Source organism: Streptomyces sp. NPDC034086, assembly GCF_055575515.1.
The window spans coordinates 21,672-46,350 of sequence record NZ_JBVISM010000024.1 but is presented as its reverse complement, the minus strand read 5'-3'; the positions used below and the strand labels follow the sequence as shown (position 1 = coordinate 46,350).

27 protein-coding genes are annotated in these 24,679 nt (G+C 72.3%); 6 read left to right on the top strand and 21 right to left on the bottom strand.

Features of this window, described 5'->3' with window-relative positions:
- Positions 1 to 195: 195 nt before the first annotated feature.
- From ACZ514_RS30875 to ACZ514_RS30840, 8 genes are all read right to left on the bottom strand, one after another.
- Positions 196 to 465, bottom strand: a complete 270-nt coding sequence (locus tag ACZ514_RS30875; protein ID WP_468174971.1) for an acyl carrier protein — start codon at positions 463 to 465, stop codon at positions 196 to 198.
- Positions 466 to 575: 110 nt separating this feature from the next.
- Positions 576 to 1,796, bottom strand: a complete 1,221-nt coding sequence (locus ACZ514_RS30870) for a ketosynthase chain-length factor (RefSeq protein ID WP_468174974.1) — start codon at positions 1,794 to 1,796, stop codon at positions 576 to 578.
- The gene (locus ACZ514_RS30865) at positions 1,793 to 3,061 is read right to left on the bottom strand and encodes a beta-ketoacyl-[acyl-carrier-protein] synthase family protein (protein WP_468174977.1); all 1,269 of its coding nucleotides are present in this window, start codon (positions 3,059 to 3,061) and stop codon (positions 1,793 to 1,795) included. The genes ACZ514_RS30870 and ACZ514_RS30865 overlap by 4 nt, the downstream gene beginning before the upstream one ends.
- 37 nt (positions 3,062 to 3,098) lie before the next feature.
- Complete coding sequence (locus ACZ514_RS30860) at positions 3,099 to 3,431, bottom strand: TcmI family type II polyketide cyclase (protein ID WP_388945592.1); 333 nt, start codon at positions 3,429 to 3,431, stop codon at positions 3,099 to 3,101.
- A gap of 45 nt (positions 3,432 to 3,476) precedes the next feature.
- The gene (locus ACZ514_RS30855; RefSeq protein ID WP_468174980.1) at positions 3,477 to 4,124 is read right to left on the bottom strand and encodes a TetR/AcrR family transcriptional regulator C-terminal domain-containing protein; all 648 of its coding nucleotides are present in this window, start codon (positions 4,122 to 4,124) and stop codon (positions 3,477 to 3,479) included.
- 87 nt (positions 4,125 to 4,211) lie between these two features.
- The gene (locus tag ACZ514_RS30850) at positions 4,212 to 5,684 is read right to left on the bottom strand and encodes an FAD-dependent monooxygenase (RefSeq protein WP_469126203.1); all 1,473 of its coding nucleotides are present in this window, start codon (positions 5,682 to 5,684) and stop codon (positions 4,212 to 4,214) included.
- A 235-nt stretch (positions 5,685 to 5,919) separates the two neighbouring features.
- Positions 5,920 to 6,765: a hypothetical protein gene (locus tag ACZ514_RS30845; protein ID WP_469126202.1), complete on the bottom strand. Its 846-nt coding sequence runs from the start codon at positions 6,763 to 6,765 to the stop codon at positions 5,920 to 5,922.
- Between the two features lie 66 nt (positions 6,766 to 6,831).
- Positions 6,832 to 7,605 (bottom strand): response regulator transcription factor, encoded by a 774-nt coding sequence (locus tag ACZ514_RS30840; RefSeq protein WP_469126201.1) that lies wholly within the window; start codon positions 7,603 to 7,605, stop codon positions 6,832 to 6,834.
- A gap of 233 nt (positions 7,606 to 7,838) precedes the next feature.
- Between ACZ514_RS30840 and ACZ514_RS30835 the strand changes: the two genes are divergently transcribed.
- A complete protein-coding gene (locus ACZ514_RS30835) occupies positions 7,839 to 8,453 on the top strand; it encodes a ScbR family autoregulator-binding transcription factor (RefSeq protein ID WP_468174989.1) in 615 nt (204 codons plus the stop codon).
- 136 nt (positions 8,454 to 8,589) lie between these two features.
- Here the strand turns inward: ACZ514_RS30835 and ACZ514_RS30830 are convergent, their stop codons facing one another.
- From ACZ514_RS30830 to ACZ514_RS30815, 4 genes are all read right to left on the bottom strand, one after another.
- A complete protein-coding gene (locus ACZ514_RS30830) occupies positions 8,590 to 9,555 on the bottom strand; it encodes an SRPBCC family protein (protein WP_469126200.1) in 966 nt (321 codons plus the stop codon).
- A gap of 74 nt (positions 9,556 to 9,629) precedes the next feature.
- Positions 9,630 to 9,902, bottom strand: a complete 273-nt coding sequence (locus tag ACZ514_RS30825) for an acyl carrier protein (protein ID WP_469126199.1) — start codon at positions 9,900 to 9,902, stop codon at positions 9,630 to 9,632.
- Positions 9,903 to 10,148: 246 nt separating this feature from the next.
- On the bottom strand, positions 10,149 to 10,970 hold the full coding sequence (locus ACZ514_RS30820; RefSeq protein WP_362457485.1) for an AfsR/SARP family transcriptional regulator: 822 nt from the start codon (positions 10,968 to 10,970) through the stop codon (positions 10,149 to 10,151).
- Between the two features lie 315 nt (positions 10,971 to 11,285).
- Positions 11,286 to 12,107: an AfsR/SARP family transcriptional regulator gene (locus tag ACZ514_RS30815; protein ID WP_468175094.1), complete on the bottom strand. Its 822-nt coding sequence runs from the start codon at positions 12,105 to 12,107 to the stop codon at positions 11,286 to 11,288.
- A 1,162-nt stretch (positions 12,108 to 13,269) separates the two neighbouring features.
- Here ACZ514_RS30815 and ACZ514_RS30810 point away from each other — a divergent pair.
- The 3 genes from ACZ514_RS30810 (at position 13,270) to ACZ514_RS30800 (ending at position 15,958) form a co-directional block, all read left to right on the top strand.
- Positions 13,270 to 14,271 carry a ScbA/BarX family gamma-butyrolactone biosynthesis protein gene (locus ACZ514_RS30810; protein WP_469126198.1) on the top strand — a complete coding sequence of 334 codons (1,002 nt, stop codon included), beginning with the start codon at positions 13,270 to 13,272 and terminating at the stop codon, positions 14,269 to 14,271.
- Between the two features lie 377 nt (positions 14,272 to 14,648).
- The gene (locus ACZ514_RS30805) at positions 14,649 to 15,329 is read left to right on the top strand and encodes a ScbR family autoregulator-binding transcription factor (protein ID WP_469126197.1); all 681 of its coding nucleotides are present in this window, start codon (positions 14,649 to 14,651) and stop codon (positions 15,327 to 15,329) included.
- Between the two features lie 158 nt (positions 15,330 to 15,487).
- Positions 15,488 to 15,958 (top strand): GNAT family N-acetyltransferase, encoded by a 471-nt coding sequence (locus ACZ514_RS30800; protein WP_469126204.1) that lies wholly within the window; start codon positions 15,488 to 15,490, stop codon positions 15,956 to 15,958.
- Positions 15,959 to 15,995: 37 nt separating this feature from the next.
- Here the strand turns inward: ACZ514_RS30800 and ACZ514_RS30795 are convergent, their stop codons facing one another.
- The 3 genes from ACZ514_RS30795 to ACZ514_RS30785 form a co-directional block, all read right to left on the bottom strand.
- Positions 15,996 to 16,862, bottom strand: coding sequence for an NAD(P)H-binding protein (locus tag ACZ514_RS30795; RefSeq protein WP_469126196.1), 867 nt, complete (start codon positions 16,860 to 16,862; stop codon positions 15,996 to 15,998).
- Between the two features lie 68 nt (positions 16,863 to 16,930).
- A complete protein-coding gene (locus ACZ514_RS30790; RefSeq protein WP_468175009.1) occupies positions 16,931 to 17,137 on the bottom strand; it encodes a DUF4287 domain-containing protein in 207 nt (68 codons plus the stop codon).
- A gap of 63 nt (positions 17,138 to 17,200) precedes the next feature.
- Positions 17,201 to 17,755 (bottom strand): dihydrofolate reductase family protein, encoded by a 555-nt coding sequence (locus ACZ514_RS30785; RefSeq protein ID WP_469126195.1) that lies wholly within the window; start codon positions 17,753 to 17,755, stop codon positions 17,201 to 17,203.
- Positions 17,756 to 18,021: 266 nt separating this feature from the next.
- Here ACZ514_RS30785 and ACZ514_RS30780 point away from each other — a divergent pair, with 266 nt between their 5' ends.
- On the top strand, positions 18,022 to 18,534 hold the full coding sequence (locus ACZ514_RS30780; protein ID WP_468175015.1) for an FBP domain-containing protein: 513 nt from the start codon (positions 18,022 to 18,024) through the stop codon (positions 18,532 to 18,534).
- Between the two features lie 103 nt (positions 18,535 to 18,637).
- A complete protein-coding gene (locus ACZ514_RS30775) occupies positions 18,638 to 19,183 on the top strand; it encodes a flavoprotein (protein WP_468175018.1) in 546 nt (181 codons plus the stop codon).
- Between the two features lie 44 nt (positions 19,184 to 19,227).
- Here ACZ514_RS30775 and ACZ514_RS30770 read toward each other — a convergent pair whose 3' ends face one another.
- The 6 genes from ACZ514_RS30770 to ACZ514_RS30745 all read right to left on the bottom strand — a co-directional run bounded on the left by ACZ514_RS30770 (position 19,228) and on the right by ACZ514_RS30745 (position 24,545).
- Positions 19,228 to 19,734, bottom strand: a complete 507-nt coding sequence (locus ACZ514_RS30770) for a DinB family protein (protein WP_468175021.1) — start codon at positions 19,732 to 19,734, stop codon at positions 19,228 to 19,230.
- A gap of 10 nt (positions 19,735 to 19,744) precedes the next feature.
- A complete protein-coding gene (locus ACZ514_RS30765) occupies positions 19,745 to 20,953 on the bottom strand; it encodes an epoxide hydrolase family protein (protein ID WP_468175024.1) in 1,209 nt (402 codons plus the stop codon).
- A 68-nt stretch (positions 20,954 to 21,021) separates the two neighbouring features.
- Positions 21,022 to 21,843: an AfsR/SARP family transcriptional regulator gene (locus tag ACZ514_RS30760; protein WP_468175028.1), complete on the bottom strand. Its 822-nt coding sequence runs from the start codon at positions 21,841 to 21,843 to the stop codon at positions 21,022 to 21,024.
- Positions 21,844 to 21,984: 141 nt separating this feature from the next.
- On the bottom strand, positions 21,985 to 22,764 hold the full coding sequence (locus ACZ514_RS30755) for a ScbR family autoregulator-binding transcription factor (RefSeq protein ID WP_469126194.1): 780 nt from the start codon (positions 22,762 to 22,764) through the stop codon (positions 21,985 to 21,987).
- A 79-nt stretch (positions 22,765 to 22,843) separates the two neighbouring features.
- Positions 22,844 to 23,692, bottom strand: coding sequence for an AfsR/SARP family transcriptional regulator (locus ACZ514_RS30750; protein ID WP_468175034.1), 849 nt, complete (start codon positions 23,690 to 23,692; stop codon positions 22,844 to 22,846).
- 238 nt (positions 23,693 to 23,930) lie between these two features.
- Positions 23,931 to 24,545 carry a ScbR family autoregulator-binding transcription factor gene (locus ACZ514_RS30745; protein WP_469126193.1) on the bottom strand — a complete coding sequence of 205 codons (615 nt, stop codon included), beginning with the start codon at positions 24,543 to 24,545 and terminating at the stop codon, positions 23,931 to 23,933.
- Positions 24,546 to 24,679 lie beyond the last annotated feature (134 nt).

The window sequence follows — 24,679 nt, the reverse complement described above, 5'->3', positions numbered from 1 at the left end:
CCGGAGCCGAGACCGTGATCTCGTGCTCCACCTCCCGCAGACCGGACTGCGACATGCTCATGACTCCTTCAGACTCGGGACGAACCGTTCGGGGACGAACGGAACCCCAGGACGAACCCTGTGTGCCGGCCGTGGGCACCGTGCCGACGGGGCGGCCGCCGTACCAGGGGGCGGCCGCCCGGCGTCGCGGAAGGCCTAGGCGTCGACGAGGGCGCGCAGGCTCAGGTTGATGGCCTCGACCAGGGACCGCGGCGTGGTGTTGTCGACGAACACGTCGTCGTCGAGCGTGATGCCGAACTCGCGCTCGATGCGGCCGCCGGTCTCGAGCAGCGCCAGCGACTCGTAGCCCAGCGTCTCGAACTCGACGTCGAGGATGTCGCCGTCGAGGTCGACCCCCTCGTCGGCGCCGGCACCCTCGAGGAGGATGCGCTTGAGGTCGTCGAAGGTGAATTCCTGCTTGGACACGATGGATCCCTTCATTGGTCTTCCGCGGCCGGGGATTTCGGCTGCGGGGCACAAAGGACGCCGCCTCCGTCGGAGCGCGGACGGGGGCGGACGCCGGCTGGGGGGCGCCGTCAGTCGACGGCGCGCACCACGGCCGCGGCGTTGAAGCCGCCGCGGCCGCGGGCGAGGACGAGGGCGGTACGGACCGAGGCCGTCCGGGGCCGCGCGGCCACCAGGTCGAGGTCGTACGCCGGGGACAGCTCCACGTTGACGGTCGGCGGGATCAGGCCCTCCCGCATGGAGAGAACCGCCGAGACCACGTCGATCGGTGCCGCGCCCGCGTTGATCCGCCCCGTCATGGTCTTGGGTGCGGTGACCGGCACCCCGCGGGGGCCGAAGACCGCGGAGATCGCCTCGGCCTCCTCACGGTCGAGCCTCGGGACGCCCGCGGCGTCGGCGAAGACCACGTCGACCTCGGCCGGATGGCAGGACGCGTCGGTGAGCGCCGCGTCGATGGCCCGGCGCAGACCGGGTTCCCGGTCGCTGCCCGGCCTGGGGTCGAGCGTGGCTCCGTATCCCGCGAACTCGGCGTAGACGGTGCGCGCGCCCCGGGCACGGGCGCTGTCCTCGTCCTCCAGGAGGATCAGGGCGCCGCCCTCTCCCGGTACGTAGCCGGACGCCGCCTCGTCGAAGGGGAGGTAGGCGCGCTCGGGTTCGTCGCTGGTGGACAGGTGGCCGCCCGCGAGGTGCGCCGCCCAGCCCAGGGAGCAGATCGAGGCGTCGAAACCGCCGGTCGCGATCAGCCTGCTGCTGCCCTTGCGGAGCTGGCGCCGGGCGTGGGCCAGCGCGTCGAGTCCGCCCGCCTGGTCGCCGACGAGGACGCCGGTGGGCCCGCGCAGATCGTTGCGGACCGAGATCTGCCCGCTGTTGACGGCGTAGAACCAGGCGAAGGACTGGTACGCGCTGACGTGCCGGGGGCCCTGGTTCCACAGGTTCCGCAGCTCGTTCTCGCCGAACTCGAGCCCCCCGGAGCCGGCCGCGGTGACCACGCCCATGTCGCACGGGTGGATGTCGCCCGGCGCGAGACCGGCATCGGCGAAGGCGCAGTCGGCGGCGACGAGGGCGAGCTGGGTCACCCGGTCGGTCTGCGGTACGAGCCTGCCGGGCAGGTGGTCCTTGGCCTCGAAGCCGTGGATCTCCCCGGCGAGCCGCGCGGGGTGGGAAGAGGTGTCGAACCGGGTCACGGGCCCGATGGCGCTCTTGCCGATACGGGTCGCCGCCCAGAAGTCCTCCACCCCGAGCCCGCTGGGGGCGGCCACACCGATGCCGGTGACCAGGGTCCTGGCGCTCATGCGGTCCTCCTGTCGGGACGGGCCAGCACCATCGCGCTCTGGAAGCCGCCGAATCCGCTGCCGACGGTCAGGACGGCGTCGGTGCGGTGGTCCCGCGCCACGAGCGGAACGTAGTCGAGGTCGCATTCGGGATCCCTGGTCCGCAGGTTGGCGGTGGGCGGCACCACGTGGTGCTCCATCGCCAGGAGGGACGCGGCGATCTCCATGGAGCCGACGGAGCCCAGCGAGTGCCCGATCATCGACTTGATCGAGCTCACCGGCGTGCCGTAGGCGTGCGGGCCGAGGGCCAGCTTGTACGCGGCCGTTTCGTGGCGGTCGTTCTGCTTGGTGCCGGAGCCGTGCGCGTTGACGTAGTCGATGTCGCCCGGGTTCAGCCGTGCCTCGTCCAGCGCCACGGTGATGGCCTCGGCCATCTCCCGGCCGTCGGGGCGCAGTCCCGTCATGTGGAAGGCGCTGGAGCGGGAGGCGTAGCCGGCGACCTCCGCGTAGACGTGCGCGCCGCGGTCGCGGGCGCTCTGCAGTTCCTCCAGGACGAAGACCGCGGCGCCCTCGCCGAGGACGAAACCCTTGCGGGAGGCGTCGAAGGGCCTGGAGGCCTTCTCCGGCTCGTCGTTGAGGGTGGTCGTCGCCTTGATCGCGTCGAAGGACGCCAGGATGAAGGGCGTGATCGGGGCGTCGGCGGCGCCGGTGACCATGACGTCGGCGCTGCCCTCGCGGATCAGGTCGACGGCGTGCGCGACCGAGTCGATCCCGGACGTGCAGCCGGTGGAGACCACCGTGGACGGTCCCTCCGCGCCGACGGCCCAGGCCACCTCGGCGGCGAAGGAGCTGGGCACGAGGTGGTCGTACAGATGGGGAGGCGCGTCCTTGGGGTCGACCGCGCCCAGCCGCCCGCTGTCGCTGGCGGCACGGTACGCGCTGTCGAGACTGCCGACGGCTCCCATGCCGGTGCCGAAGCTGACACCGGTGCGGTACGGGTCCAGCCCCGCGAGGTCGAGGCCGCTGTCGGCCACCGCCTCCCGGGCCGCCACGACGGCGAACTGGGCGGCGCGGTCCATCCGCTGGACCTCCCGCGGGGTCAGCCCGTGCAGCGCGGGGTCGAAGTCGGCCTCGGCCGCCACCTTGGACCGGAAGGGGGACGGATCGAAGAGGGTGATCCCCCGTGTCGCCGTACGCCCCGAACTCAGCAGGTTCCAGAAGTCCCGGGTGCCGATGCCTCCCGGCGACAGCACTCCGAGTCCTGTGATCACTACCCGGCGAACCACCGGTGCGGCCCTCCTCTCGTATCGGCCCGGACGGACGTCACTCGGACGCCGTCCAGTCGTAGAAGCGGGTGGCCATGGCGTCGGCCGGGCTGCGCCAGGTGGCGGGGTCGTACGGCTGGATGAAGGGCAGCAGGTCGTGGCTGATCTTCATGAAGCGCGGGTCGGTGCGGGATTCCTGGATGCGCTCGCCGCCGTCGTCCTCGGCGAAGTCCTGGAGGTGGAAGTAGAGCCCCTTGTACATGAACAGGCGGCGGCGGAGGGTACCCATCCGCGCGGGCATGTCGGTCTTGTCGAACTCGGAGAACAGCTTCGCGACCTGGTCGCTCGACATGCTGTCCATCCGGGCCACGATGAGGTTGCTGTGCTGCATTCGGTGTCTCTCTTCCGTGAGCCGGGGGCTGGGTCTGGGGCTGGTTCAGGGGTGGTAGAGGCGGATGAAGTCCGCCACTCCGTCGGCGATGAGCGCGTCCGCCTCGTCCTCGGGCACGGGCAGCGCCCCGAGGAAGGAGCGCTGGACGACGCCGGAGGGAACCAGCAGGATGAAACGTTCCGCCGCCTGGTCGGCGTCGGAGATGTCGAGAAGGCCCTGGTCGGCGAGGTGCCGGAGCCGGCGGGCCAGCGCGCCGCGGGCCCGCCGGGGACCGGCGGCCTGCCACTTCTGGACGGCCTCGGCCGGAAGGCGGGTGACCTCGGCGCTGATGTGACGGACGATCGCGAAGTGCTCGCGGAAGGCCTCCAGCGGCGCCAGCCAGGCCCGGCCGAGCGCGATGAGGTCCTGTTCCAGGTCGGTGATCTCCGCGAGGTGGCTCTCGGCGACGGCCTCGAGGGCCGCGGCGACGGAGGCGGAGCTGTCCAGCAGCACGCTCAGCAGCAGCAGCTTCTGGTCCGGGAAGTGCCGCTCCACGGACTCCGGCGGCACGCCCGCCTCCCGCGCCGTCGCTTCGCAGGTGCAGCGCGTCCAGCCCTCGCGGGCCAGCACCGTACGGGCGGCGCGGACGATGCCGCGGCGCTCCTCGGAAGCTCCGGGCGCAGCGCGTTCGATCGCCGCGGTGGGCGTTGCCATGGGGTGGTTCCTCCTCGTGACGTACTCGTCCGGCCGCCGGGGTGTGGCGGCCGCCCGGGAGTGCCGGTCGTCGGGGCGCGCCGGGGGTCAGGGCGTGCCGAACCAGCGCTCCAGCGCCATCGGCAGGTCGTGGTGGCTGCCGGGCGCGGCCCAGGCCACGTACCCGTCGGGCCGGATCAGCAGGGCGGTGGTGTCGTGCGGCCCGTCGCCGCCGGCCGGTGTCTCGCGCGGCCGGGCGGTGACGATGTCGACCCGTTCCGCCCAGGCCGCGGCGCGCTGGCGCAGCCGGGGGTTGTCCGCCAGGTCGAGGAGCACCCCGCGGGCGGGGCGCAGCAGTTCGGTGCTGGAGGTCGGGCGGCCGTCGGCGCCGGTCAGCTCCAGGCGGGGCATGCGGCGGCCGAGCAGGGGGTGGCCGCCCCTGCCGACGTCGTAGGTGATCTCCAGTCCGGTGACCATGGCGGCGAGGTGGCGGGCCACGTCCTCGTACGCCATGAGTTCGCGCAGCGAGTCGCGCAGCGGCTGTACCTCCGCGCCGCTCAGGAACAGCAGTCCCTGGGCCCGGGTGTTCATCAGCAGGCGCCGCCCGACGGGGTGGCGTTCGCCGTGGTAGGTGTCGAGCAGGCTCAGCGGGGCCCGGCCGAGCACGACCGAGGCGAGCTTCCAGCCGAGGTTGACGGCGTCCTGGATGCCGGTGTTCATGCCCTGGCCGCCGGCGGGCAGGTGGATGTGCGCGGCGTCGCCGGCGAGCAGGACCCGGCCGCGCCGGTACTCGGTGACCTGGCGTGCCGCGTCGCCGAAGGCGCTCACCCACACCGGTTCGGCGGCCGAGATGTCCTCGCCGGTCAGCCGCTGCCAGGCGGCCGCGACCTCCTCGAAGGACGGCGGGCTCTCGCGCCGGCGCGGCGGGGTGCCGCGTTCGCAGACGACGATGCGGGTGGTGCCGCCGGGCAGCGGGCCCACCATCACCATGCCGCCGGGCAGGGTCTCGCCGATCATGCGGGGCTTGAGCTCGATGCCCTTGATGTCGGCGAGGAACATCTCCATGGTGGCCGCCGTGCCGGGGAAGTCGAACCCGACCGCCTTGCGCACGGTGCTGCGGCCGCCGTCACAGCCCACGAGCCAGCCGGCGCGCAGGGTGTGCGTGCCGTCCGGACCGCGGACCTCGACGTCGACGCCCTCGCCGTCGTCGCGTACGGAGAGCACCTCGTGGCCGCGCCGGATGTCGGCGCCCAGCGAGGTGGCCCATTCCTCCAGGTGCGTCTCCGTGACGGACTGCGGCACGGTCTTGGCGGCCTGGCAGGCGCCGTCGAGCACCCCGAAGTCCAGCGGGATCCCGCCGAAGTGGCCCTGCGTGCTGCGTTCGATGTCGCCGAAGCGTTCGAGCAGGCCGCGCTGGTCGAAGGTCTCCATCGTGCGGGTGGTGAAGCCGAGCCCGCGGGATTCGCCTGTACGCCGTTCGAGGCGTTCCAGGACGACGACGGCGACTCCCGCCAGCCGCAGCTCGCCGGCGAGCATCATGCCCGCGGGGCCCGCGCCGACGACGATCACTGGGGCGTCCATCACGTCTCCTTGAATTCAGCCTCCGGAGACAGTGCACCGGATCTTGACTACAAGGTTCTTCGGACGCGAGCGGCCGTTCAATGGCCCTGGATTCAGGAGTAGGTCAGGTTCCACAAGGGCCGGTCCGCTGTGTCGAGGGGCGGCCAAGACAACGTCAAGCAGCGGTCAGACGGCTGGATCCGGGTCCTACCGGATGCCGTGCTGACCGCTGCGGAGGATCAGGCGGGCGGGTGGCTCAGGTGCGCGCCGCCCGCCGGGTGAAGCAGGCGCGGACGTCGCCCTCGTGGTAGTACGTACGGCCGGCGCGGTTGCGCCTGCGCCAGCGTTCTTCGCTCGCCAGCCGGTAGACGGTGCCGGTCGGGGTGTGCCACAGCCGCGCGATGTCGGCGGCGGCCAGCCAGCGTTCGGTCGCGGCCGCCGGGGCGGCGCCGGGCTCGCGGGCGGAGTCCATGGAGCGGCTGAGCTCGCTCCACCGGTCGCTGGTCCAGCGGTGGGCCGGGTCGGCGTCGCACGCGACGGCCTCCCCGGCCGCGGGCGCACCGGCGCGTACGGCCAGCGCCAGGGCGCCGGAGCAGCCGGGCTCGGGGCAGTCGCCGAGGCGGATGCTGCGGGCGGGGTCCGGGAAGGCCGCGCGGCGTCCGGCCCGGACCAGCCGGGCGATCTCCTTGGTGGCCTCGGCGGCCGCGGAGTGGGCGGCGAGCCAGTCGGCGTTGCGCAGCAGGAAGGCGGTGAGCGCGGCGACGGTCCGGGGCGGTGCGGTGAACCCGCGCTGCTGCGCGACCAGCCCGCTCCACGATCCGAGGACGGAGACCATGCGGGCCCGCACGTCGGCCGCGGCGCCGTTGAAGGGCAGCCCGGGCAGGTATCCGCCGCTGGTCCGCTCGCGCAGGCTGCCGGGGGCCGCGCCGCCGAGCATCCGTCCGCACTCCTCGTAGAGGTGGGTCAGTTCGGCGAGGCCGGCGGTGAGGTGCTCGCGGCACGAACGGCACAGCAGGCTGCCGTCGGCCGTACGCCTGCCGGGCCGTCCGCCGGCCTGCCCGCTGCGGCAGCCCTCGCCCCGGCACAGCGACGTCGCGGTCATGGTCGTCCCCCTCAGCTGGTATCGGTGGTCGGCGGTCCTCCGCGGGATCCCGCGGGGCCGGCCGGCTCAGGCCGCCTGGCCGAACCGGAAACCGACGCCCCGGATCGTGATGATCCAGCCGGCGCCGATCTTGTTGCGGAGCGTGCTGACGTGGGTGTCCACGGTCCGGCGGGACCAGGAGTCGCCCCAGACCTGCTGCATCAGCATCTTGCGCGGGATGACGGTGTCGGGATGGGACGCGAGGAGGTAGAGCATGTCGAACTCCTTGCGCGTGGTCTCGACGGGCTCCCCGTTCAGCGTCACCTCGCGCGTTCCCGCGTCGATGCGCAGCGGGCCGCAGGTGATGGTCGCCGCGACGGGCCGGCTCGGGCGCGCGCGGCGCATCACCGCCTCCATCCGCGCCATCAGCTCGCGGAAGCCGTACGGCTTGACGAGGTAGTCGTCCGAGCCCGCCTGGAGGCCGAGGACCCGGTCCAGTTCGCTGCCCCGGGCGGTGACCGCGATCACCGGGATCTCGTGGGCCGCGCGGATGCTCCGGCAGACCTCCAGCCCGTCGAGGTCGGGGAGTTCGAGGTCGAGGAGCACGAGGTCGGCGTCGGCGTAGCCGCGCAGTCCCTCGCTTCCCGTGCCGACGATGTCGACTTCGTGCCCGTGGCGGCGCAGGCCGCGTGCGAGCGTCTCCGCCTCGGCCGTGTTGCTGTCCACGATGAGGATCCGCCACAGGGCCGACTGGGTCGGCGCGTGCTGTGGTGTCCTGATTCCTTCGGCCGGAACGAACCCCCCGTTCACTCCGGCGGCGGCTGCGTGAGGTTCCAGTACAGCGATGGTCCGCTGGTTCATCTGCCCCCCTCCCCTCAAGCTCGGTTGAGCCAACGTCAGCGAAGATACAAACCGCGTCGCCGGTTTGTCAAAGGCCTCACATGCCCCTGAGATACGGGGACGGATAGCCCTAAACCGGCCACCACAGGGGAGGAATCACCACCAAACCAGCCACCTGCCCGCCTCGCCCCCCTTCTTTTATACCAACGGCGCGGTTTAATAATGGAAGGAAACTGATACAGGAGCTATGCGTGATGAAACAAGAACGCGCCGTCCGGACCCGTCAAGCACTGATTGAGTCAGCCGCGACCGTGTTCGGACGGCGCGGCTACGCCGAGGCGACGCTGAGCATGATCAGCGTCGGGGCGGGCGTGAGCCCGGGCGCGCTGCACTTCCACTTCGAGAACAAGGCGGCGGTGGCCGAGGCGGTCGAGGCCGCCGGGGCGCGGGCCCTGCGCGCGGTCGCCTGCGAGGTCTACGCGCAGCGGACGTCGGCCCTCCAGGCCCTCGCCGACAGCTCGCAGGCCCTCGCCCGGCTGCTCTTGTCCGATGTCGTGGCACGGGCCGGATTCCGGCTCAACCGGGAGCCGGCGTACTCCCCCGTCTACGCCCTGCCCCGGGAGTGGCACGAGTACGTGCACCGGCTGCTCACCGAGGCCGCGCAGGAAGGCACCCTGCTGCCCGGCCTGAACCTGCGCAACGTGGCGGCGACGGTGGTGGCCGCCACCCTCGGCTTCGAGGCCCTGGCACGCGACGACCCGCAGTGGCTCGCCCCGCGCACGCTGGCCGGCTTCTGGCGGGTGGTCATGCCCTGCCTGGCCCACCCGGCCACACTGCGCCGGCTCGACACCGCCGGTCGCCGGACCTGAGAAGCCCGCCACCCACCACCTCGGCGAAGACGGTGGTGGGTGACGGGCGGGCGTTCAGGGTCCCCGCGGGCGGGTCCCCCGGGGGCGTGACGGCGTGACGGGTCCCCCGCGGCGCGCACGGGCCGCGAAGGCGCCCTCAGACGGACCGCAGGGCCCTGACGGTGTCCCCGGCGGACTGCGGCACCGGGCCCAGCGTGGCCCTGGCCTCGCGGCCGAGCACCTCGCGCACGGAGCGCCGCGCCCGCGCGAGGTCCGCGCCGGGCCCCAGGACCCGCTCCACGGCCCGCTCGTCCAGCAGCACGTCGTGCCGGCACACCACGGTGACCCCCTCCGCGTCCGGTTCCAGGGACCACTCTCCGGCGTGCGCGGCGAGCAGGGGGTGCGGCCGGGTCCGCTTGAAGACGATGCGCCCGGCCGCCGGGAAGCACACCCGTACCCCCTCCGTGGTGTAGGAGGAGCCGTCGTCGGCCAGGTTCACCAGCCGGGTGCGCTGTACGCCGGGCCGCTCCTCGGTGACCTCGGCCTCGAGGACGTGCGCGACGCGGCCCGGCCAGGAGTCCACGCCGTACAGGAACGCGTACACCGGCTCGGCCGGGCCCTCGATCCGTACGGAGTCCTCGAAGGACAGCAGCAGTTCGTCGAGCCGCCGCCAGCTCTCCGCGGCGGTCCGCAGACCGTGCAGCACCGCCCGGCCCCGCTCCCCGGCGGAGGCCAGCACCCGCTCGGCCTCGGCCCCGCGGCCCCCGGAGACGGTGAGGTCCTGCTCCAGGGTCAGCCGCGACCAGCCCGGGGCCAGTTCGGTCACGCTCCAGCTGCCGCCCGCCGCGGCGACGGGGTCGTCGGGGCGCTCCTCGCGGAAGCCGATGCGCCACCGGTCGGGGTCCAGGGTCCGCCGCCAGAGCGAACGCCGCAGCTCCCCGTCCACGATCGCCCACTGGGCGTACCGGTCGGTGGTGCCGTCGAAGTCCAGCCGCTCGACGTGGACGGCGTCCGGCAGGAACAGCGGCCAGGGGGCGGTGTCGGCCACCAGGGTGTACAGGGCTCCGGCGGGCGCGGCCGCGTCAACCGCGCATGACAACCGGTGCACTCGCTCGACAGACATCAGACACCTCTCTCAACGCTTGACACAGAGCCTGTCTGAGTCGGCCGGAGCCCGCGTGGACTGCCGCTCGAGTCTCAGACGGCGGCCCGGCTGCCCAGCACTCCGTTGACCAGTTGGAGGAAGAGCCTCGGGGTGTCGGCCATTTCGAGGAGGTCCCCGTCGATGAGGATGTCGAACTTCCGCTCGATCGAGCCAGTGGCCTGCAGGACGGAGAGGAAGTCGTAGCCGAGCTCCATCCAGTACAGGTCCTGGAGGTCCTCGCTCAGCTCGACACAGTCCTCCTCGCCGCCCCAGACCCGCAGGATGCGGGCCAGGTCGACGAGTTCCAGCTGATCCGTGGCTTGCATGGTCGCCTCTCTCCTCGTCCGCCGGCGCACCGACGCACACCGGGTCGCCAGGAGCCTGACCGCCCGCACTGGAGAGCCGCTCACGCCCCGGCCGAGCACCGCTCGAAGAACCAGGTCACGGCCCCGCCGCGCACCCGCCGGTGCACCAGGGCGGCCCGGGGCGGCCGGTCCGCGGCGCGGGCGGCAGGACCGCCCGGCGCACCGGCGCCGCACGGGGTCGGCGGCGCGGTCGCCCGCCCGCCGCGCCTACGCCGCGTACAGGTCGAAGGTGGAGCTGCGGCGCGGTCCCGCGACCACGTCGAGCGCCGGGTCCACCCGCAGCATCGCCTGGTGCAGGCGCTGGAGCTGCTGCGAGGGCTCGACGCCGAGCTCCCCGATCAGGCGGGCCCGGAGCCTGCGGTAGACGTCGAGTGCGGTGGCCTGCCGGCCCGAGCGGTACAGGGCGACCATGGCCTGCGAGTGCAGGCCCTCGTGCTGCGGGTTGCGGGCCATCAGCTCGGTGAGTTCGGCGAGCAGTTCGGTGTGCCGCCCCAGGCGCAGGTCGACGTCGATGCGCCGCTCGGTGGTCACCAGCCTGCTCTCCGCCAGGCGCAGTACCTCGATCTCCAGGATCGGCCCGACGCGTACGTCGACCAGCGCGGGTCCCTGCCACAGGTCGAGGGCCTTGCGCAGCAGGTCCGCGGCGCGCTCGTCGTCACCGTCGTCGAAGGCGGTCTGGCCGGCGGCCACGAGGGCCTCGTACTCGTGGACGTCCACCGACTCCTGCGGGATCTGGAGCAGGTAGCCGCCGTGCCGGGTGGCGAGCACGTCCTTGGCGGTGCCGGGTGCCCCGGGTCCCATGGCCGTGCCGAGTCTGCGGCGCAGCTGGAGGATGTACGTCTGCAGGGTGGTGAGCGCGCTTTCGGGCAGCTTCGTCCCCCAGATCTCCTCCATGAGGGTCGGTACGGGCATCACCCGGCCCGGGTAGAGCGCGAGAAGCGCCAGGATCTGACGCGGCTTGCCCGCCGTAGGAACGATCGATGCCCCGTTGACCTCGGCACTCAACGGACCCAGAACCTGAATCTTCACGGTCTCCCGTCTCCCCTCCATATTTCGTCGAGATACTCTCGGTTTTCAGTATTCGACCCGATGACGGTAAGGCAGCCCAGGGCAACATCACCGGGCGCTCGAGCCGACGTCGAGCGGACCTCCGAAACAGGCGAACAGACGGCGGATTCGAAAGGCAGGATTCCGATTGGAGACGGAACCCCGTGCTCAGCCCGGCGATCGGGCTGGCCATCTTTGTTCCGATTCCCGTTAACGCAAATTAACTCTCAGGTTTTCCCGCGCGCTTCCTCACATCCCCGTACACGATTTCTCAGGCCGATCATCCCGATACCGGGTTCACCCCACCCGCGCGAGCCGCTTGCGGGCGGTCTCCGGGGATTCGGCGGGGGTCTCGGGTCCGCTCATGAGGATCGACCGCTGGAGACCGCGCAGGGCGGCGGAGGGCTCGATGCCGAGCTCGCGCACCAGCGTGGCGCGCAGCCGCTGGTAGACGTTGAGCGCCTCGCCGCGCCGCCCGGAGCGGTGCAGGGCGAGCATGAACTGCCCGTGCAGGTTCTCGTGGATGCGGTACCGGCTGGCGAGCACGGTCAGTTCCGCGAGCAGCTCCCGGTGCCGGCCGAGCCGCAGGTCGGCCTCTATGCGCTGGTCGAGCGCGCACAGCCGGGTCTCCTCCAGGCGCCGCGTCTCCATGTCCAGCTGCACGCCGCCGTCGACGTCCGCGAAGGCGGGGCCGGACCAGAGCGCGAGCGCCTCGCGCAGCAGCCGTGCGGCGTTGGGGAAGTCCCCGGCGTCCATGGCCCGGTAGCCCATCCCGGCCAGCCGGTCGAACTCGCGGACGTCGCTGGTCCCGCCGGCGCTGTTGAGCATGTACCCGCCGGGCAGCGTGACGAGGACGTCCTTGGGGGTCCGCGTCCCGTCCGTCCCCTCCAGCGCGGTGGCGATGAGCCCGCGCAGCTGGAGCACGTACGTCTGGAGCGTCGTACGGGCGCTGCGCGGCGGCTCGGCGCCCCACAGCTCCTCGATCAGCGCGGCCACGGGCACGACCTGGTCGGCGTGGAGCGCGAGCAGCGCCAGCACCTGCCGGGGCTTGGCCGCGGTCGGCGTGATGGAGACCCCGTTCTCCCGCACGGTCAGTGCGCCCAGTACATCGATGTCCACGCCGTACTCCCCTGCTTCGTCCATGGATGAGCCCTCGACTTTCGCTGGAACGAGCAAAAAACAGACGAGCCGGTTTGTCAATACCAAACCGGCTGTACCGTTTTCTGGAGCCTCCCACCTCGCCGGAACCCAAAAACAGGGCTCTAGCTGCGACTTTGACCGCAAGCGGAGCGTCGGACGCCCCTCTTCCGCCGACACAGAAGGGGCTGGGCGTGACCGGAGGCGCGCTATACAAGCCAACAAACGGCCGAGAACCAACCCTTTGGTCGGCTGACACCCCTTCCCCCTCGGTCTGGCACGCAGAGTGCAACGGCCGGACATACCTCGATGCCGCACAGGGCGGAGGCTTTACAAACCGCTCTAGCGGTTTGCTGAAGAATATTTACACTTGGCGAACGGCGGAGCCCTGACCGAGCCCGGCTCGAACGTCGCTCAAGACGAAGGGGAACGGGTCCCACCGGCTACGGGCGCGAGCCGCCGCCCCAGGGCCGGAACCCAGCCGGCGGCAGGCCGGAACCCGTCTCCGCCCGCCCGCCCGGAACCCTTCTGCCGGGCGGTAGACCATTCGCCCGCCGGCTCGGGCGCCCGCGCCCCGGCGAGCCGGAGCCGGGCCGCGGAGCCACCCGGGGCGTTTCGCCCTGGCAAACCGCGAACGCGCACGGCGGACCGGCCTGGCCGACCGGCATCCGGCGGGAGCGTCTCCCGCCGACCGCCCGGCCCGCTCCACGGATCGCGCAACGGCAGAACCGTTCGGGACGGCGCACGCCCTGCGGCGGGCCGGTTCGAGACCCTCCGGTGGCGGAATGCGTGGGCCGCCGGGGAAGGGGCCGGCCCCGAGTCGAACGGCCGGGCCGTCGCAGACCGCAAAGCGCTCTTCCGATGCGGATCCACCGGCTTCTGGAGCGGGACACCACCTCCCGCCGACCTCAGACTCAAGAACCACTCTCGGTCCGGTTGAGCTCGTTCCAGCCGGGTGGCCAAGATTCAACGTCGGCCCACCGTCAGGGAACTGGGAAAACGGTCGGACGGAGGTTTGGCCGGAATGGAGACCTCCGCATATTTCCCCGGCAAAGGTGACTCTCGCTCTGGATAAAAAACCGGTTGGTATATATTTTTCTCGCAGGTCACACCTGTAACTCGCCAGCGCTGTCTAGGGGGAACAATGAGCGCGAGCACGTTTCATGTCGAGCGCACTCCGACCTACGACCCGACGTTGCGGGCCGCACTCTCGCCACTCGGGCGGAGCGGATACGACTATCCGTCGCTCACCACCACCGTTCCGAAGGAACTGGTGCACCGGGCGTCCGCCGCCGAAGTCTTCCTGACCGGCTGGCAGCGTGTCGACGACACCCGCTTCTCCGTCACCGCCCAGTGGCCCCGCAGCCACAGCTTCTACACCCAGGTCGCCGGAGACCACCACGATCCGCTCATCTGCGTCGAGACGATCCGGCAGGTCGGCATCCTGCTCGGGCACGCCGAGTTCGGCCTGCCTCTCGGTCACCAGTACCTGCTGTGGGACCTCGGCATCACGATCCACCAGCCGGAACACCTCAAGGCCCAGCGGACGCAGCCGACGTCCCTGGACATCGACGTCACCTTCACCGAGATCAGGCGCCGGGCCGGGAAGCTGAGCAAGATCACCTACGAGGCAGTGGTCCGCCGCGACGGGCACGTCGTCGCGACCGGGCGGGTCTCCTCCACCTGCACCAGCCCGGCGGTCTACGAGCGCCTGCGCCCCCCGCACACCCGGCAGGCCGGCCACCGTCCGCTGCCCCTGACGGCTCCCGTCGCTCCGCAGAGCGTGGGGCGACTGTCCCCCACCGACGTGGTCCTGTCCCCGACCGCCGCGCCGGACCACTGGCAGCTGAGGGTGGACACCCTCCACCCGATCCTCTTCGACCACCCGCTCGACCACGTACCGGGCATGCTCCTCGTGGAAGCCGCCCGACAGGCCGCGGCGGCCACCCTCGGACGTTCGTCCTTCCTGCCGCTCGGCATCAGCAGCGAGTTCAAGCGGTACGTCGAGTTCGACATGCCGTGCGTGATCCAGGCGGAGCGCCTCTACTCGGACACGCCCGGCGCGGACGACGCCGTACGGGTGACGGGCCACCAGGACGGCACCGTCGCCTTCAGCGCCATCGTCACGGCGGCCTCGTACTCCTGACGACTCCGGCTCCGGCCGCGTTTCCCGGTGCCGAGGCCCGCCCGGCTCCGCCCAGCGCCTCGGCACCGGCTCCATGACCGCGCCCCGTCGGCGCTCCTCTCTCCCTGAACGGATCCAGCCCTTTCCGTCGTGTCGACGACACCTCGCTTCTGCCCGGCCAGAAGCGGAACAAGCAGGTCAGGGGCATTCTCTCGAGCAGAATCGGCCATCGCGGTTTCGGCCACCCCCGCTTCTCGGAACCGTCCGTCTTCCTCGACGCACCAGGCGTCGGCGCGGCTTCAGGGTTGGCGTAGAAGTTACGCGCTGTAAGATACGTACGGGACGGGCGGTTTGCACCAGGCTTCCGACGCTCCGCTCCCGTGGAGGAAGGAGCCAGCATGGCTGAGCAGGTACGAGCCATCCGCACGCGCCAGGCGATCCTGGCAGCTGCGGCAAAGATCTTCGAGGAGCGCGGCTACCAGGCAGCCACCATCTCGGAAATCCTCGCCGAGGCCGGGGTGACCAAGGGAGCCCTGTACTTCCACTTCCAGTCGAAGGAGGATCTCGCCCACGGCGTTCTCGCGTCCCAGAACCAGAACCTGGTCATCCCCGACCGCGCGACCATGGTGCAGGAGGTCGTGGACATCATGATGCTCCACACGTACCGCCTCCAGACCGATGCCATGGTCCGGGCGAGCGTGCGGCTGGCCATGGACCAGTTGGCCCGGGGGCTCGACCGCAGCGGCCCCTGGCTCGCCTGGGTCGCTCCCGTGGGCGAGCGCCTGGAGAAGGCCAAGGGCAGGGGCGAGCTGCTCCCCCACGTCGTCCCGGCCGAGACCGCTGACGTGATCGTGGGCACCTACGCCGGCATCCAGTCGATGTCGCAGGCCCTCACCGACTACCGGGACCTCGGCACCCGGGCCACCGCGCTGCTGCGCCATCTGCTGCCCAGCATCGTCCAGTCCTCGGTGCTCACCGCCGTCGACATCTCCGAGGGCCGGACGGTCACCGTCTACAAAGAGGCCTTGGCGTACTCGCAGGAACTGGAAGCGACGCGACTGACGAAGGCCACCGCGTGACTCCTCCGGGCCCACGGAACGACGCTCACCGGCCACCACGCCCAGACCACGCCCCTCGTTCCAGGACACCCTCCTCAAGGCGTCGCGACACCTGAAAATATACCGCACGCCCCGTTCTTTTTAGTAGATCCCTGGGACAGAACTAGGCTGCGCGGATGATCAGCTCATCACTCCGCCTGGTGCCGGTGACCCCCGACAACTTCGACGCCGTCACCGCCCTCCGCGTCCGCCCCGACCAGGAGCACCTCGTGGCGCCCGTCGCCACGTCCCTCGCCGAGGCCTACGTCCACGGCGAGACCGCCTGGCCCCGCGCCGTCGTCGACGGCGACGAGGTCGTCGGCTTCGTCATGGCCTTCCTGGACATCGTCTGGAACCCGGCGAAGGACCCGGGGCACCGCCGCTCCGGCATCTGGCGCCTGAACATCGCCGCCGGCCACCAGGGCAAGGGCTACGGCCGCTTCGCCGTGGAGGCCGTCACCGAGGAGATCCGCCGGCGCGGCGGGACCCGGGCCTACGTCACCTGGCACGAGGGCGACGACAGCCCGGCGCCCTTCTACCTCGGCCTCGGCTTCCGGCCCACCGGCGAGCTCAGCGGCTCCCAGCCCGTCGGGGTCCTGGAGCTCTCCTGAGCCGGGGCCGGGCGGGCACCCCGGTGCCGGCCCGGTCTCACCCCCGGACGTCCCAGACCCCGGTCGCCGCCGCTTCGCGCGCGTAGTCGGCGAAGTCCCGGGCGGGCCGCCCCAGGACCTCCTCCACCCCGTGGTCCAGGTGCGCGTTGCGCCCGCTCGAGATCAGGAGGAACAGCTCCGCGAACTCCTCCGGCAGGCCGCGCTCCCGCAGCACCGCCAGGTACGCCGCCTCCGTCACGGGGACGTACGCGATCTCGCGCCCGGTCGCCTTCGAGAGCTCGGCGGCCACCTCCGCGAAGCCGAGCAGTCTCGGCCCGGTCAGCTCGTACGTCCTGCCGGTGTGGCGGTCGTCGGTGAGCGCGGCCACCACCACGTCGGCGATGTCACCGGCGTCCACGAAGGGTTCCGGCGCGTCCCCCACGGGCAGCGCGATCTCCCCGGCCCGTACGGAGTCCAGGAAGAGGTCCTCGTCGAAGTTCTGGTGGAACCAGCTGGCGCGTACGACGGTCCAGTCGGCTCCCGAGTCCCGCAGCCTGTCCTCGGCCCGCCGCGCCGCCTCCTCCCCCCGTCCGGACAGCAGCACCAGTCGCCGCGCCCCGACGGCCACGGCGGCCTCGGCGAAGGCGCCGACGCGGTCGGCGGCCCCCGGGAAGGACAGGTCCGGGTGGTAGGTCACGTACGCCCGGTCCACGCCCTCCAGCGCGGGCCCCCAGGTCTCGGTCCGGGCCCAGTCGAAGGGCGGCTCACCCGTGCGGGAGCCGGCGCGCACCGCGCGCCCCTGGGCCAGGAGCCGTTGGGCGACCCGTCGTCCCGTCTTGCCGTTGCCCCCGACGACGAGGGTGGTACCGCCCCGTGCGCCGTGGTCCGTGCTGCCGGCCGTGTCGTGGTCCGTGCTGTTCGTCATGGCGCCCAGTCAAGCCGCGTCCGGCGGGACAGGACATGGCCCGGACGCTCCGGCGCATGCGTGAGCGTCTACTTCTCCGCGAGGGTGTGCGCGACCAGCGCGTTGGCGTGGCCGTGGCCGATGCCGTACTCGGTCTTCAGCCAGGAGACGAGCTCCATGTGCTTCGTCAGCGGGGAGGTCCGGATGAGGTCCTTCCACTCGGCCACCGGACGGCCGTACTTCTTCTCGATCGAAGGGAAGTAGCTGGCGGGGCCCTTCACCGGCTGCTCGCTCATGAGGTGCTGCTCCTTGTTCCTGATGGATACGGGGACGTGGACGGGGACCGGGGGAGGGCAGGCTCAGCCGGCGGCGGGCACCGGCACGTACGCGTGCACCTGCGCCCCGTTGCCGCCGAGCGCGGTGGTCCCCACCGGTCGCAGGGTCCTCACCGGCGAGTCCTCGCCGAACAGCTTGCGCCCCGCGCCCCGCACCACCGGCAGGGTCCACAGCCGCAGCTCGTCGAGCAGGTCGTGCGCCAGCAGGGCGTTGACGAGCCGTCCGCTGCCGTAGACGAGCAGGTCTCCGCCGTCCTGCTGCTTGAGCGCGGCGACCTCGGCGGCGAGGTCACCCGTCAGGAAGGTGGCGTTCCACTCCGGGGCGGCGGAGCTGGAGGTCGCGACGTACTTCGGCATCGCGTTCATCCGCTGGGTCCCGGCGTCGGCGCCCTCGGCCCGCGCCGTCCAGGCCGGCGCCATCGCCTCGTACGTCACCCGGCCCAGCAGCAGCGCGTCGGCGCCCGCGAGCTGCTCGCCGGCGAACTTCTCCGCCTCGGCGTTCCAGAACGGCATGGACCAGCTCGGGTCCTCGAAGACGCCGTCGACCGAGACGAAGACGGAGGCGATGACCTTGCGCATGAGGGTTCCCCTAGAAATGTTTACGGCGTCCACATCCGGACGCTCCGCAGCCTAGCCAGAAAAGTGGACGGTGTCCACATCCTGCGTGGAGGCCCGACTCCCGCCTCTCGCACGGGTAGACCCGCCCTGTCGCCCGGACTCATCGGTTCACCGGCGGCCGGTTCCGCGGAATCCCCCGCCCCGGCCCACCGTCCGCCCCCGGCCCCCCTTCCACCTGCGCAAATAGGGGTGCGGAGCGCCCCGCACGCCCCGTAGGGTCGACTCCCGTGGAACCGCTCACCGAAAAACAAATCCGCTCGTCCTTCGTGAACTGCACCAAGGGTGAGGCGGCGCGCCTGCGTCTGCCGCTCGACTTCGCCGTACTGCCCTGGGAGGACCTGGACTTCCTGGGCTGGGTGGACCCGGGCGCCCCGCTGCGGGCGCACCTCGTCGTCCCCCGCCCCGACGGTCCGGTCGGCATCACCCTGCGCGTGCCCGCCGCGACGCGGACGAGCGCGGTGAAGTCCAGCCTGTGCCAGATCTGCCTGACGGGACACGCCTCGTCCGGGGTCACCCTGCTCGCCGCCCCGCTGGCGGGCGCCCGAGGACGCGAGGGGAACACGGTCGGCACGTACGTCTGCGCCGACCTCGCCTGCTCCCTCTACGTACGCGGCAAGCGGCAGCCGAAGCTGCGCGCCGGCCGCCAGGAGGAGTCGCTGACGGTCGAGGACCGCCTCGCGCGGATGTGGGCCAACCTGGACGCCTTCACCGCCAGGATCACCGCCGGGGCCGCCGCCTGAACCGGGCCGGGATGCCCTCCCGGCCCGCGTCCACCGTCGCCGCGACGTCAGCGGCCCGGCCCTCGAGGAGAGTTGAGGGCCAGGAATGTGATCACATAACAGCATGACGAGGACTCTCTACCTGTTCTGCTCCGCCGCCCCGCCCGTCTTCGACGTGGCCCATGTGATCGAGGACGCCCAGTCGCGCGGCTGGGACGTGTGCCTGGGCCTGACCCCGGCGGCGGCGCAGTGGGTGGCGGAAAGCCTCGACGGCCTCGCCGCCCTGACCGGTCACCCGGTGCGCTGGCAGTACGAGCTCCCCGGGGAGCCCGACGTGTGGCCGGCCGCCGACGCCGTCCTCTTCGCCCCCGCCACCTTCAACTCGGTCAACGCCTGGGCCCTCGGCCTCACCGACCGCTTCACCGTCGGCGTGGCCGCCGAGGCCCTCGGCAAGGGCACCCCGGTGGTCGCCATGCCGTGCACCAACGCCGCCCTCGCCGCACACCCCCAGTTCGAGCAGTCGCTGGCCGTCCTGCGCGGCGCCGGCGCCGAACTGCTCTTCGGGGAGGGCGGCTTCCCGCCCGGCCCGGACGGGCCCGACGTCCCGCCGCACTTCCCCTGGCAGACCGCCCTCGACGCCGTCGACCGGGCCGGCACGGTCTCCGCCTAACACCGGCGGCCAAGGCCCGCCCCCCTGCCTCCCGGCGGGCGCCCCTACTCCCCGGTGACCCCGTCGATCGCCTCGCGCAGCAGGTCGGCGTGCCCGTTGTGCCGGGCGTACTCCTCGATCATGTGGGCCAGGATGTAGTGCAGGGAGTACGCCTGGCCGCCGGAGCGCCCTCGTACGTCGAGGGACTCGGCGGCCGCCACGACGGCCCGCGACCGCTCGCAGGCCTCCTCCCAGATCCGGAAGGACTCGGCGGGGTCCGCGTCCTCGACGTGGAACTCCGTCCACTCCCCGGCGGCGTTCTTCGGGAAGCGGCCCGGGGCGTCCTCCCCGTTCAGCACGTTGCGGAACCAGCCCCGCTCCACCTCGGCCAGGTGCCGGACCAGCCCCAGCAGGCTCAGTCCGGACGGCGGGACGGCCCGGCGCCGCAGCTGCTCGTCCGTGAGGCCGGCGCACTTCATCCGCAGGGTGTCCCGCTGCCACTGCAGGACGCTGGTCAGGGTGGAGCGTTCGTCGCCGGTCAGTACGGGCGGGGTGCGCCGTTCGGAGTCCATCGGCCGATGATCACAGCACCACGCGGTCCGCACCGCCGGTTTCCACATGCCGGACGGCGCCGTCCCGGAAGAACGCCCGTACGTCCTCCACCAGCAGCTCCGGGACCTCCATCGCGGGGAAGTGCCCGCCCCTGTCGTACGAGGTCCAGCGCACGATCCGATCGGTGCGCGCGGCGACGTGGCGCAGCGGGACGAAGTTGTCGCGGGGGAAGTCGGCGAGCGCGGTCGGGGTGTCCGACACCTCCGGCGGCCGCCCGTGGTAGTCGGCGTGGGCCCGCTCGTAGTAGATGCGGGCGGCCGACCCCGCCGTCCCGGTCAGCCAGTACAGCATCACGTTGGTCAGCATCTGGTCCCGGTCGACGGGCGTCCGGGGGTCGCTCCACTCGGCGAACTTCTCCCCGATCCAGGCGAGCAGCCCGACCGGCGAGTCGTTCAGCCCGTACGCGAGGGTCTGCGGCCGGGTCGCCTGGATGTCGGCGTACCCCTGCCGTTCCCGCGCCCACACCCGGTAGCGCTCCCAGGAGGCCAGCGTCCGCTCCCGTTCGGCGGGGTCCAGCGCCGCGAGTTCCGCCGGCGCGGGTTCGCGGGTGGCTCCCGCCCCGGGCAGCAGGTTCAGGTGCACCCCGACGACGTCGCCGGGGCGGATCCTGCCGAGTTCCCGCGAGACCGCGGCGCCCCAGTCACCGCCCTGGACCCCGTACGCGTCGTACCCGAGCCGCTCCATCAGCACCCCGAAGGCCCGCGCGACCCGCTTGAACTCCCAGCCGGTGCCGGTGGTGGGCCCGGAGGGCCCGAAGCCGGGAATGCTCGGCAGCACCAGGTGGAAGGCGTCGGCGGGGTCCCCTCCGTGCGCGCGCGGGTCGGTCAGCGGCCCGGCCACCTGCTGGAACTCCACGAAGGACCCCGGCCAGCCGTGCGTCATCAGCAGGGGCAGGGCGTCCGGCTCCGGCGAGCGGACGTGCGCGAAGTGCACGCGCGCCCCGTCGATGACGGTGGTGTACTGCGGCCACTCGTTCAGCCGCGCCTCGGCGGCCCGCCAGTCGTACTCCTCGCGCCAGTACCGTACGAGTTCCCGCATCTCCCCGAGCGGCATCCCGTACGCCCGCCCGACCCCGTCGAGCTCGTCGGGCCAGCGCGCCCGCCGCAGCCGCCCGTCGAGGTCGTCCAGCTCCTCCTGCGGCACGTCGAACCGGAACGGCCTGAACCCCATGTCTTCCATGCGCCCACGATGTCACCCCCGCCCGGGCCGGTGGAGCCGCCCCGGCCCCGCCCCGGCCCCGGCCGCGGTCAGGCCGCGTAGAGGTCGAAGGTCGATCCCCGCTTCGGGCCGGCCACCACGTCCAGGGCCGGATCCACCGTCAGCATCGCCTGGTGCAGCCGCTGGAGCTGCGGCGCCGGCTCGACGCCCAGCTCGCCGATGAGCCGTCCGCGCAGCCGCCGGTACACGTCCAGGGCCGCGCCCTGCCGCCCCGACCGGTACAGCGCCACCATCAGCTGGGAGTGCAGGCCCTCGTGCTGCGCGTGCCGTGCCGTCAGCTCGGTGAGCTCGGCGAGGAGTTCGGTGTGCCGGCCCAGCCGGAGGTCGACGTCGATCCGCCGCTCCAGCGTGACCAGCCGGCTCTCCTCCAGCCGCATGACCTCGATCGCGAGGACCGGGCCCACCCGTACGTCGACCAGCGCCGGCCCCTCCCACTGCGCGAGTCCCGCCCGCAGCAGGGTGGCCGCGCCCTCGTCGTCGCCGCCCTCGAAGGCGGCGAGGCCCCGCGCGACGAGGTCCTCGTACGCGTGGACGTCGACGGACTCCGGCGGCACCTGCAACAGGTAGCCGCCGTGCCGCGTCGTGAGGACCTCCTTCGCGGCCCCCGGCCGGCCCGGGCCCATGGCCGTGCCGAGCCGGCGGCGGAGCTGGAGGATGTAGGTCTGCAGGGTGGTGAGCGCGCTGTGGGGCAGCTCCTGGCCCCAGATCTCCTCCATGAGGGTGGGCACCGGCATCACCCGGCCGGGATGCAGGGCGAGCAGGGCCAGGATCTGCCGCGGCTTGGCCGCGGTCGGCACGATGGACTCCCCGTCGACCTCGGCCCTCAGCGGTCCCAGAATCTGAATCCTCACGGTTCCCCCTCCGCAGTTCGTCGATTCACCTCGATGACGCGGGTCGCTGTGGCCCCCGTCCCGTGCGCCCGGACCGGCCGGGCCCGTACCTGTCCGCGCGCGTCGCGCGGACCCGCCGGACGTGATCCACCGGAAGCGGTCCTAGACCCCGCTCCCGAGGAACTCGTACCGCCGCTCCTCGCCGGCACCGGAACCGGCACCGGAACCCGCACCCGCACCGGCCGCAACTCCGCCGGAGGGGGCCCTCGTCCGGTACTCCCGCACCCGCTCCGCGCCCACCAGGCTCGGCAGCAGCAGCCCCCACAGGGCGGCCACCTTCCGCTGGAGCTCCGCGTACGACAGGCCCGTGCCGGCCAGTACCTCGATGCCGCAGACGGCGGCGGCCACCAGCGCCTCGGCGCTCTCCCACCGGTCGGCGGCCGAACCGCCACCCCCGGCCCCGGCGCGGTCGCCGTCGCGGTCGCCGGGAACGCCCCCGACCTGCCGGTCCAGCGGCAGCTCGCCCATGTCCCGCGCCATCCGCAGCAGTTCGCACACGGCCGACAGCCACGCCCCGTGGAAGTCGACCGCGGCCGGCTGCTGCCCGGCGCACTCCTTGGTGATCCGGAAGCTGGCCGGGATCGCCGGATCCTCGTGCAGCGTCCGCGCCAGCCAGTGCGTCGTGTCGATCAGCGTCTGCAAGGGCGAGGCCCCGCCCTCACGCAGCACCCGGACCGCTTCGTGCAACAGGCCGCAACCGCGCCGCTGGACCGCGTCGGCGAGCTCGTCCTTGGAGGCGAAGTGGAAGTACAGCGCCCCCTTCGTCACCCCGGCCGCACCCGCGATCTCTCCGAGCGTCGCGTTGGCGTAGCCGTTGCGGTGGAACATCTCGGCCCCGGCGAAGACCAACCGCCTGCGGGTCCGCTCCGACCTCTCCTGCACCGCTCCGTCTCCCTTCGCCCCCGCTCCGTCCTTGCACCTGCCGCCGGCCGCGCGCACCCGGCGCCGGCCTCGCGCGACGTCAGGCCCGTACGAGCCGTTCGGCCCGCGGGCCCGTACCCGCGACCGCCCCGGCCACCGCCGCCGCCTTGACCGCACCCTCCGGGCCGGCCATCAGGATCGAGCGCTGGAGCCTGCGCAGCGCGGTGGACGGTTCCAGGCCCAGGTCCCGTACGAGCGTGGCCCGCAGCCGCTGGTACACGTCCAGTGCCTCGCCGCGCCGGCCCGAGCGGTGCAGGGCGAGCATGAACTGGCCGTGCAGGTTCTCGTGGGTGCGGTACCGGCTCACCAGCACCGTCAATTCCGCCAGCAGCTCGCGGTGGCGCCCCAGCTTCAGGTCCGCCTCGATGCGCTGGTCGAGCGCGCACAGCCGGGTCTCCTCCAGGCGGCGCGTCTCCATGTCCAGCTGTACGCCGCCCTGTACGTCGGCGAAGGCCGGGCCCGACCACAGGGCGAGGGCCTCGCGCAGACGCTGCGCGGCCACCGGGTAGTCACCGGCGTCGATCGCGCGGTAGCCCAGACCGGCGAGCCGGTCGAACTCGCGGACGTCGCTGGTGCCGCCGCCGCTGTTCAGCAGGTAGCCGCCGGGCAGCGTCACGAGCACGTCCTTGGCGGTCCGCTCCTGGTCGTCGCTGCCCTCCAGGGCGGTCGCGATGAGCGCGCGCAGCTGGAGGACGTACGTCTGCAGGGTGGTGCGGGCGCTGCGCGGCGGCATCGACCCCCACAGCTCCTCGATCAGCGCCGACACCGGTACGACCTGGTCGGCGTGGAGGGCCAGGAGCGCCAGGACCTGGCGGGGCTTGGGGGCGGTGGGCGTGATGGAGATCCCGTTCTCCCGCACGGCGAGTGCGCCCAGTACATCGATGTCCACGTCGTACTCCCCTGTCCTTTGGATGAGTCGCAAGAGTCAGTAGAAAACAGGCCGGACGGTTTGTCAATGCATGACCCGTCGACCGTTCTCGGCCGGGCGAAATCTCGCCGCTCCTTGGAAAAATCCATCTGACCTGGGCTTTTGTGTGAACGCCACAGACCCACGACAGCTTGGAGCCGTTCAGCCACCTCGCTACGCAGGTCATATAACACCCATCAGGGGCCAATAATCAAACCATTCAGTCTGTTTCTTCGTCTTCAACGGCCACGCCGTCCGGAGCGATCCCCGGCAGCACCACCGTCCAGATCCGGGCCAGCGCCTGCCGCGCGGTCCACTCCGGTTCCGCGGACAGCAGGTCCCTCAGCCCGGACGTGACGGCCACGACCACCCGTGTCGCGTCCTGCGGGGAGACCCCCTCGGCCAGCAGCCCGGCCCGTCCCGCGGCGTCCATCAGCTCCTGCGTCCACTGGCGGCACTGCCCCCGCAGATCCACCCGGCTGCGGTGGGCGGCGTCGGCGCCCAGCGCGAAGCCGGCCCGTACGACCACGTCCGCGGCCAGCAGTTTCAGCAGCGCGTACGTCGCGTCGACGAGCACCAGCAGGGGGTCGCCGGCCCGGTCGGCCGGGCCTTCCGCCTCGGCGATCAGCCGTAGCGTCCGCGCCGCACGGGCCTCCACGGCCCGGGCCAGGGCGGGTTTGCCGTCGAAGTGGAACTGGACCGCGCCGGAGGTCACTCCGGCCCGCTCGCTGATCGCGGCGATCGACGCCGCGGCGAAGCCTTCCTCGGCGAACACCTCCGCCGCGGCGAGCACGAGAGCTTCCCGCGTGCGTGCCGCACGCTCCTGCTTGACCATGAGGGGCTCCACACCGCAATCGCCGCATCCGCGGGCCGCCCCACACCGAGGGGGTACGAGATCCTGGGCCACAGTCGACGCCCTCACCGGAGCCGGACCGGACTCCCGCCGGAGCCGCCGTCCACCGCCGCCCG

What these genes read in the sequence shown, in the direction of transcription:
- ACZ514_RS30775 (WP_468175018.1), top strand. Translation starts at nt 18,638, where the DNA reads ATGACGAGGACTCTCTACCTGTTCTGCTCCGCCGCCCCGCCCGTCTTC.
- ACZ514_RS30770 (WP_468175021.1), bottom strand. Translation starts at nt 19,734, where the DNA reads ATGGACTCCGAACGGCGCACCCCGCCCGTACTGACCGGCGACGAACGC.
- ACZ514_RS30830 (WP_469126200.1), bottom strand. Translation starts at nt 9,555, where the DNA reads ATGTCTGTCGAGCGAGTGCACCGGTTGTCATGCGCGGTTGACGCGGCC.
- ACZ514_RS30870 (WP_468174974.1), bottom strand. Translation starts at nt 1,796, where the DNA reads ATGAGCGCCAGGACCCTGGTCACCGGCATCGGTGTGGCCGCCCCCAGC.
- ACZ514_RS30795 (WP_469126196.1), bottom strand. Translation starts at nt 16,862, where the DNA reads ATGACGAACAGCACGGACCACGACACGGCCGGCAGCACGGACCACGGC.
- ACZ514_RS30785 (WP_469126195.1), bottom strand. Translation starts at nt 17,755, where the DNA reads ATGCGCAAGGTCATCGCCTCCGTCTTCGTCTCGGTCGACGGCGTCTTC.
- ACZ514_RS30845 (WP_469126202.1), bottom strand. Translation starts at nt 6,765, where the DNA reads ATGACCGCGACGTCGCTGTGCCGGGGCGAGGGCTGCCGCAGCGGGCAG.
- ACZ514_RS30825 (WP_469126199.1), bottom strand. Translation starts at nt 9,902, where the DNA reads ATGCAAGCCACGGATCAGCTGGAACTCGTCGACCTGGCCCGCATCCTG.
- ACZ514_RS30850 (WP_469126203.1), bottom strand. Translation starts at nt 5,684, where the DNA reads ATGGACGCCCCAGTGATCGTCGTCGGCGCGGGCCCCGCGGGCATGATG.
- ACZ514_RS30840 (WP_469126201.1), bottom strand. Translation starts at nt 7,605, where the DNA reads ATGAACCAGCGGACCATCGCTGTACTGGAACCTCACGCAGCCGCCGCC.
- ACZ514_RS30835 (WP_468174989.1), top strand. Translation starts at nt 7,839, where the DNA reads ATGAAACAAGAACGCGCCGTCCGGACCCGTCAAGCACTGATTGAGTCA.
- ACZ514_RS30790 (WP_468175009.1), bottom strand. Translation starts at nt 17,137, where the DNA reads ATGAGCGAGCAGCCGGTGAAGGGCCCCGCCAGCTACTTCCCTTCGATC.
- ACZ514_RS30860 (WP_388945592.1), bottom strand. Translation starts at nt 3,431, where the DNA reads ATGCAGCACAGCAACCTCATCGTGGCCCGGATGGACAGCATGTCGAGC.
- ACZ514_RS30745 (WP_469126193.1), bottom strand. Translation starts at nt 24,545, where the DNA reads ATGGTCAAGCAGGAGCGTGCGGCACGCACGCGGGAAGCTCTCGTGCTC.
- ACZ514_RS30765 (WP_468175024.1), bottom strand. Translation starts at nt 20,953, where the DNA reads ATGGAAGACATGGGGTTCAGGCCGTTCCGGTTCGACGTGCCGCAGGAG.
- ACZ514_RS30805 (WP_469126197.1), top strand. Translation starts at nt 14,649, where the DNA reads ATGGCTGAGCAGGTACGAGCCATCCGCACGCGCCAGGCGATCCTGGCA.
- ACZ514_RS30810 (WP_469126198.1), top strand. Translation starts at nt 13,270, where the DNA reads ATGAGCGCGAGCACGTTTCATGTCGAGCGCACTCCGACCTACGACCCG.
- ACZ514_RS30855 (WP_468174980.1), bottom strand. Translation starts at nt 4,124, where the DNA reads ATGGCAACGCCCACCGCGGCGATCGAACGCGCTGCGCCCGGAGCTTCC.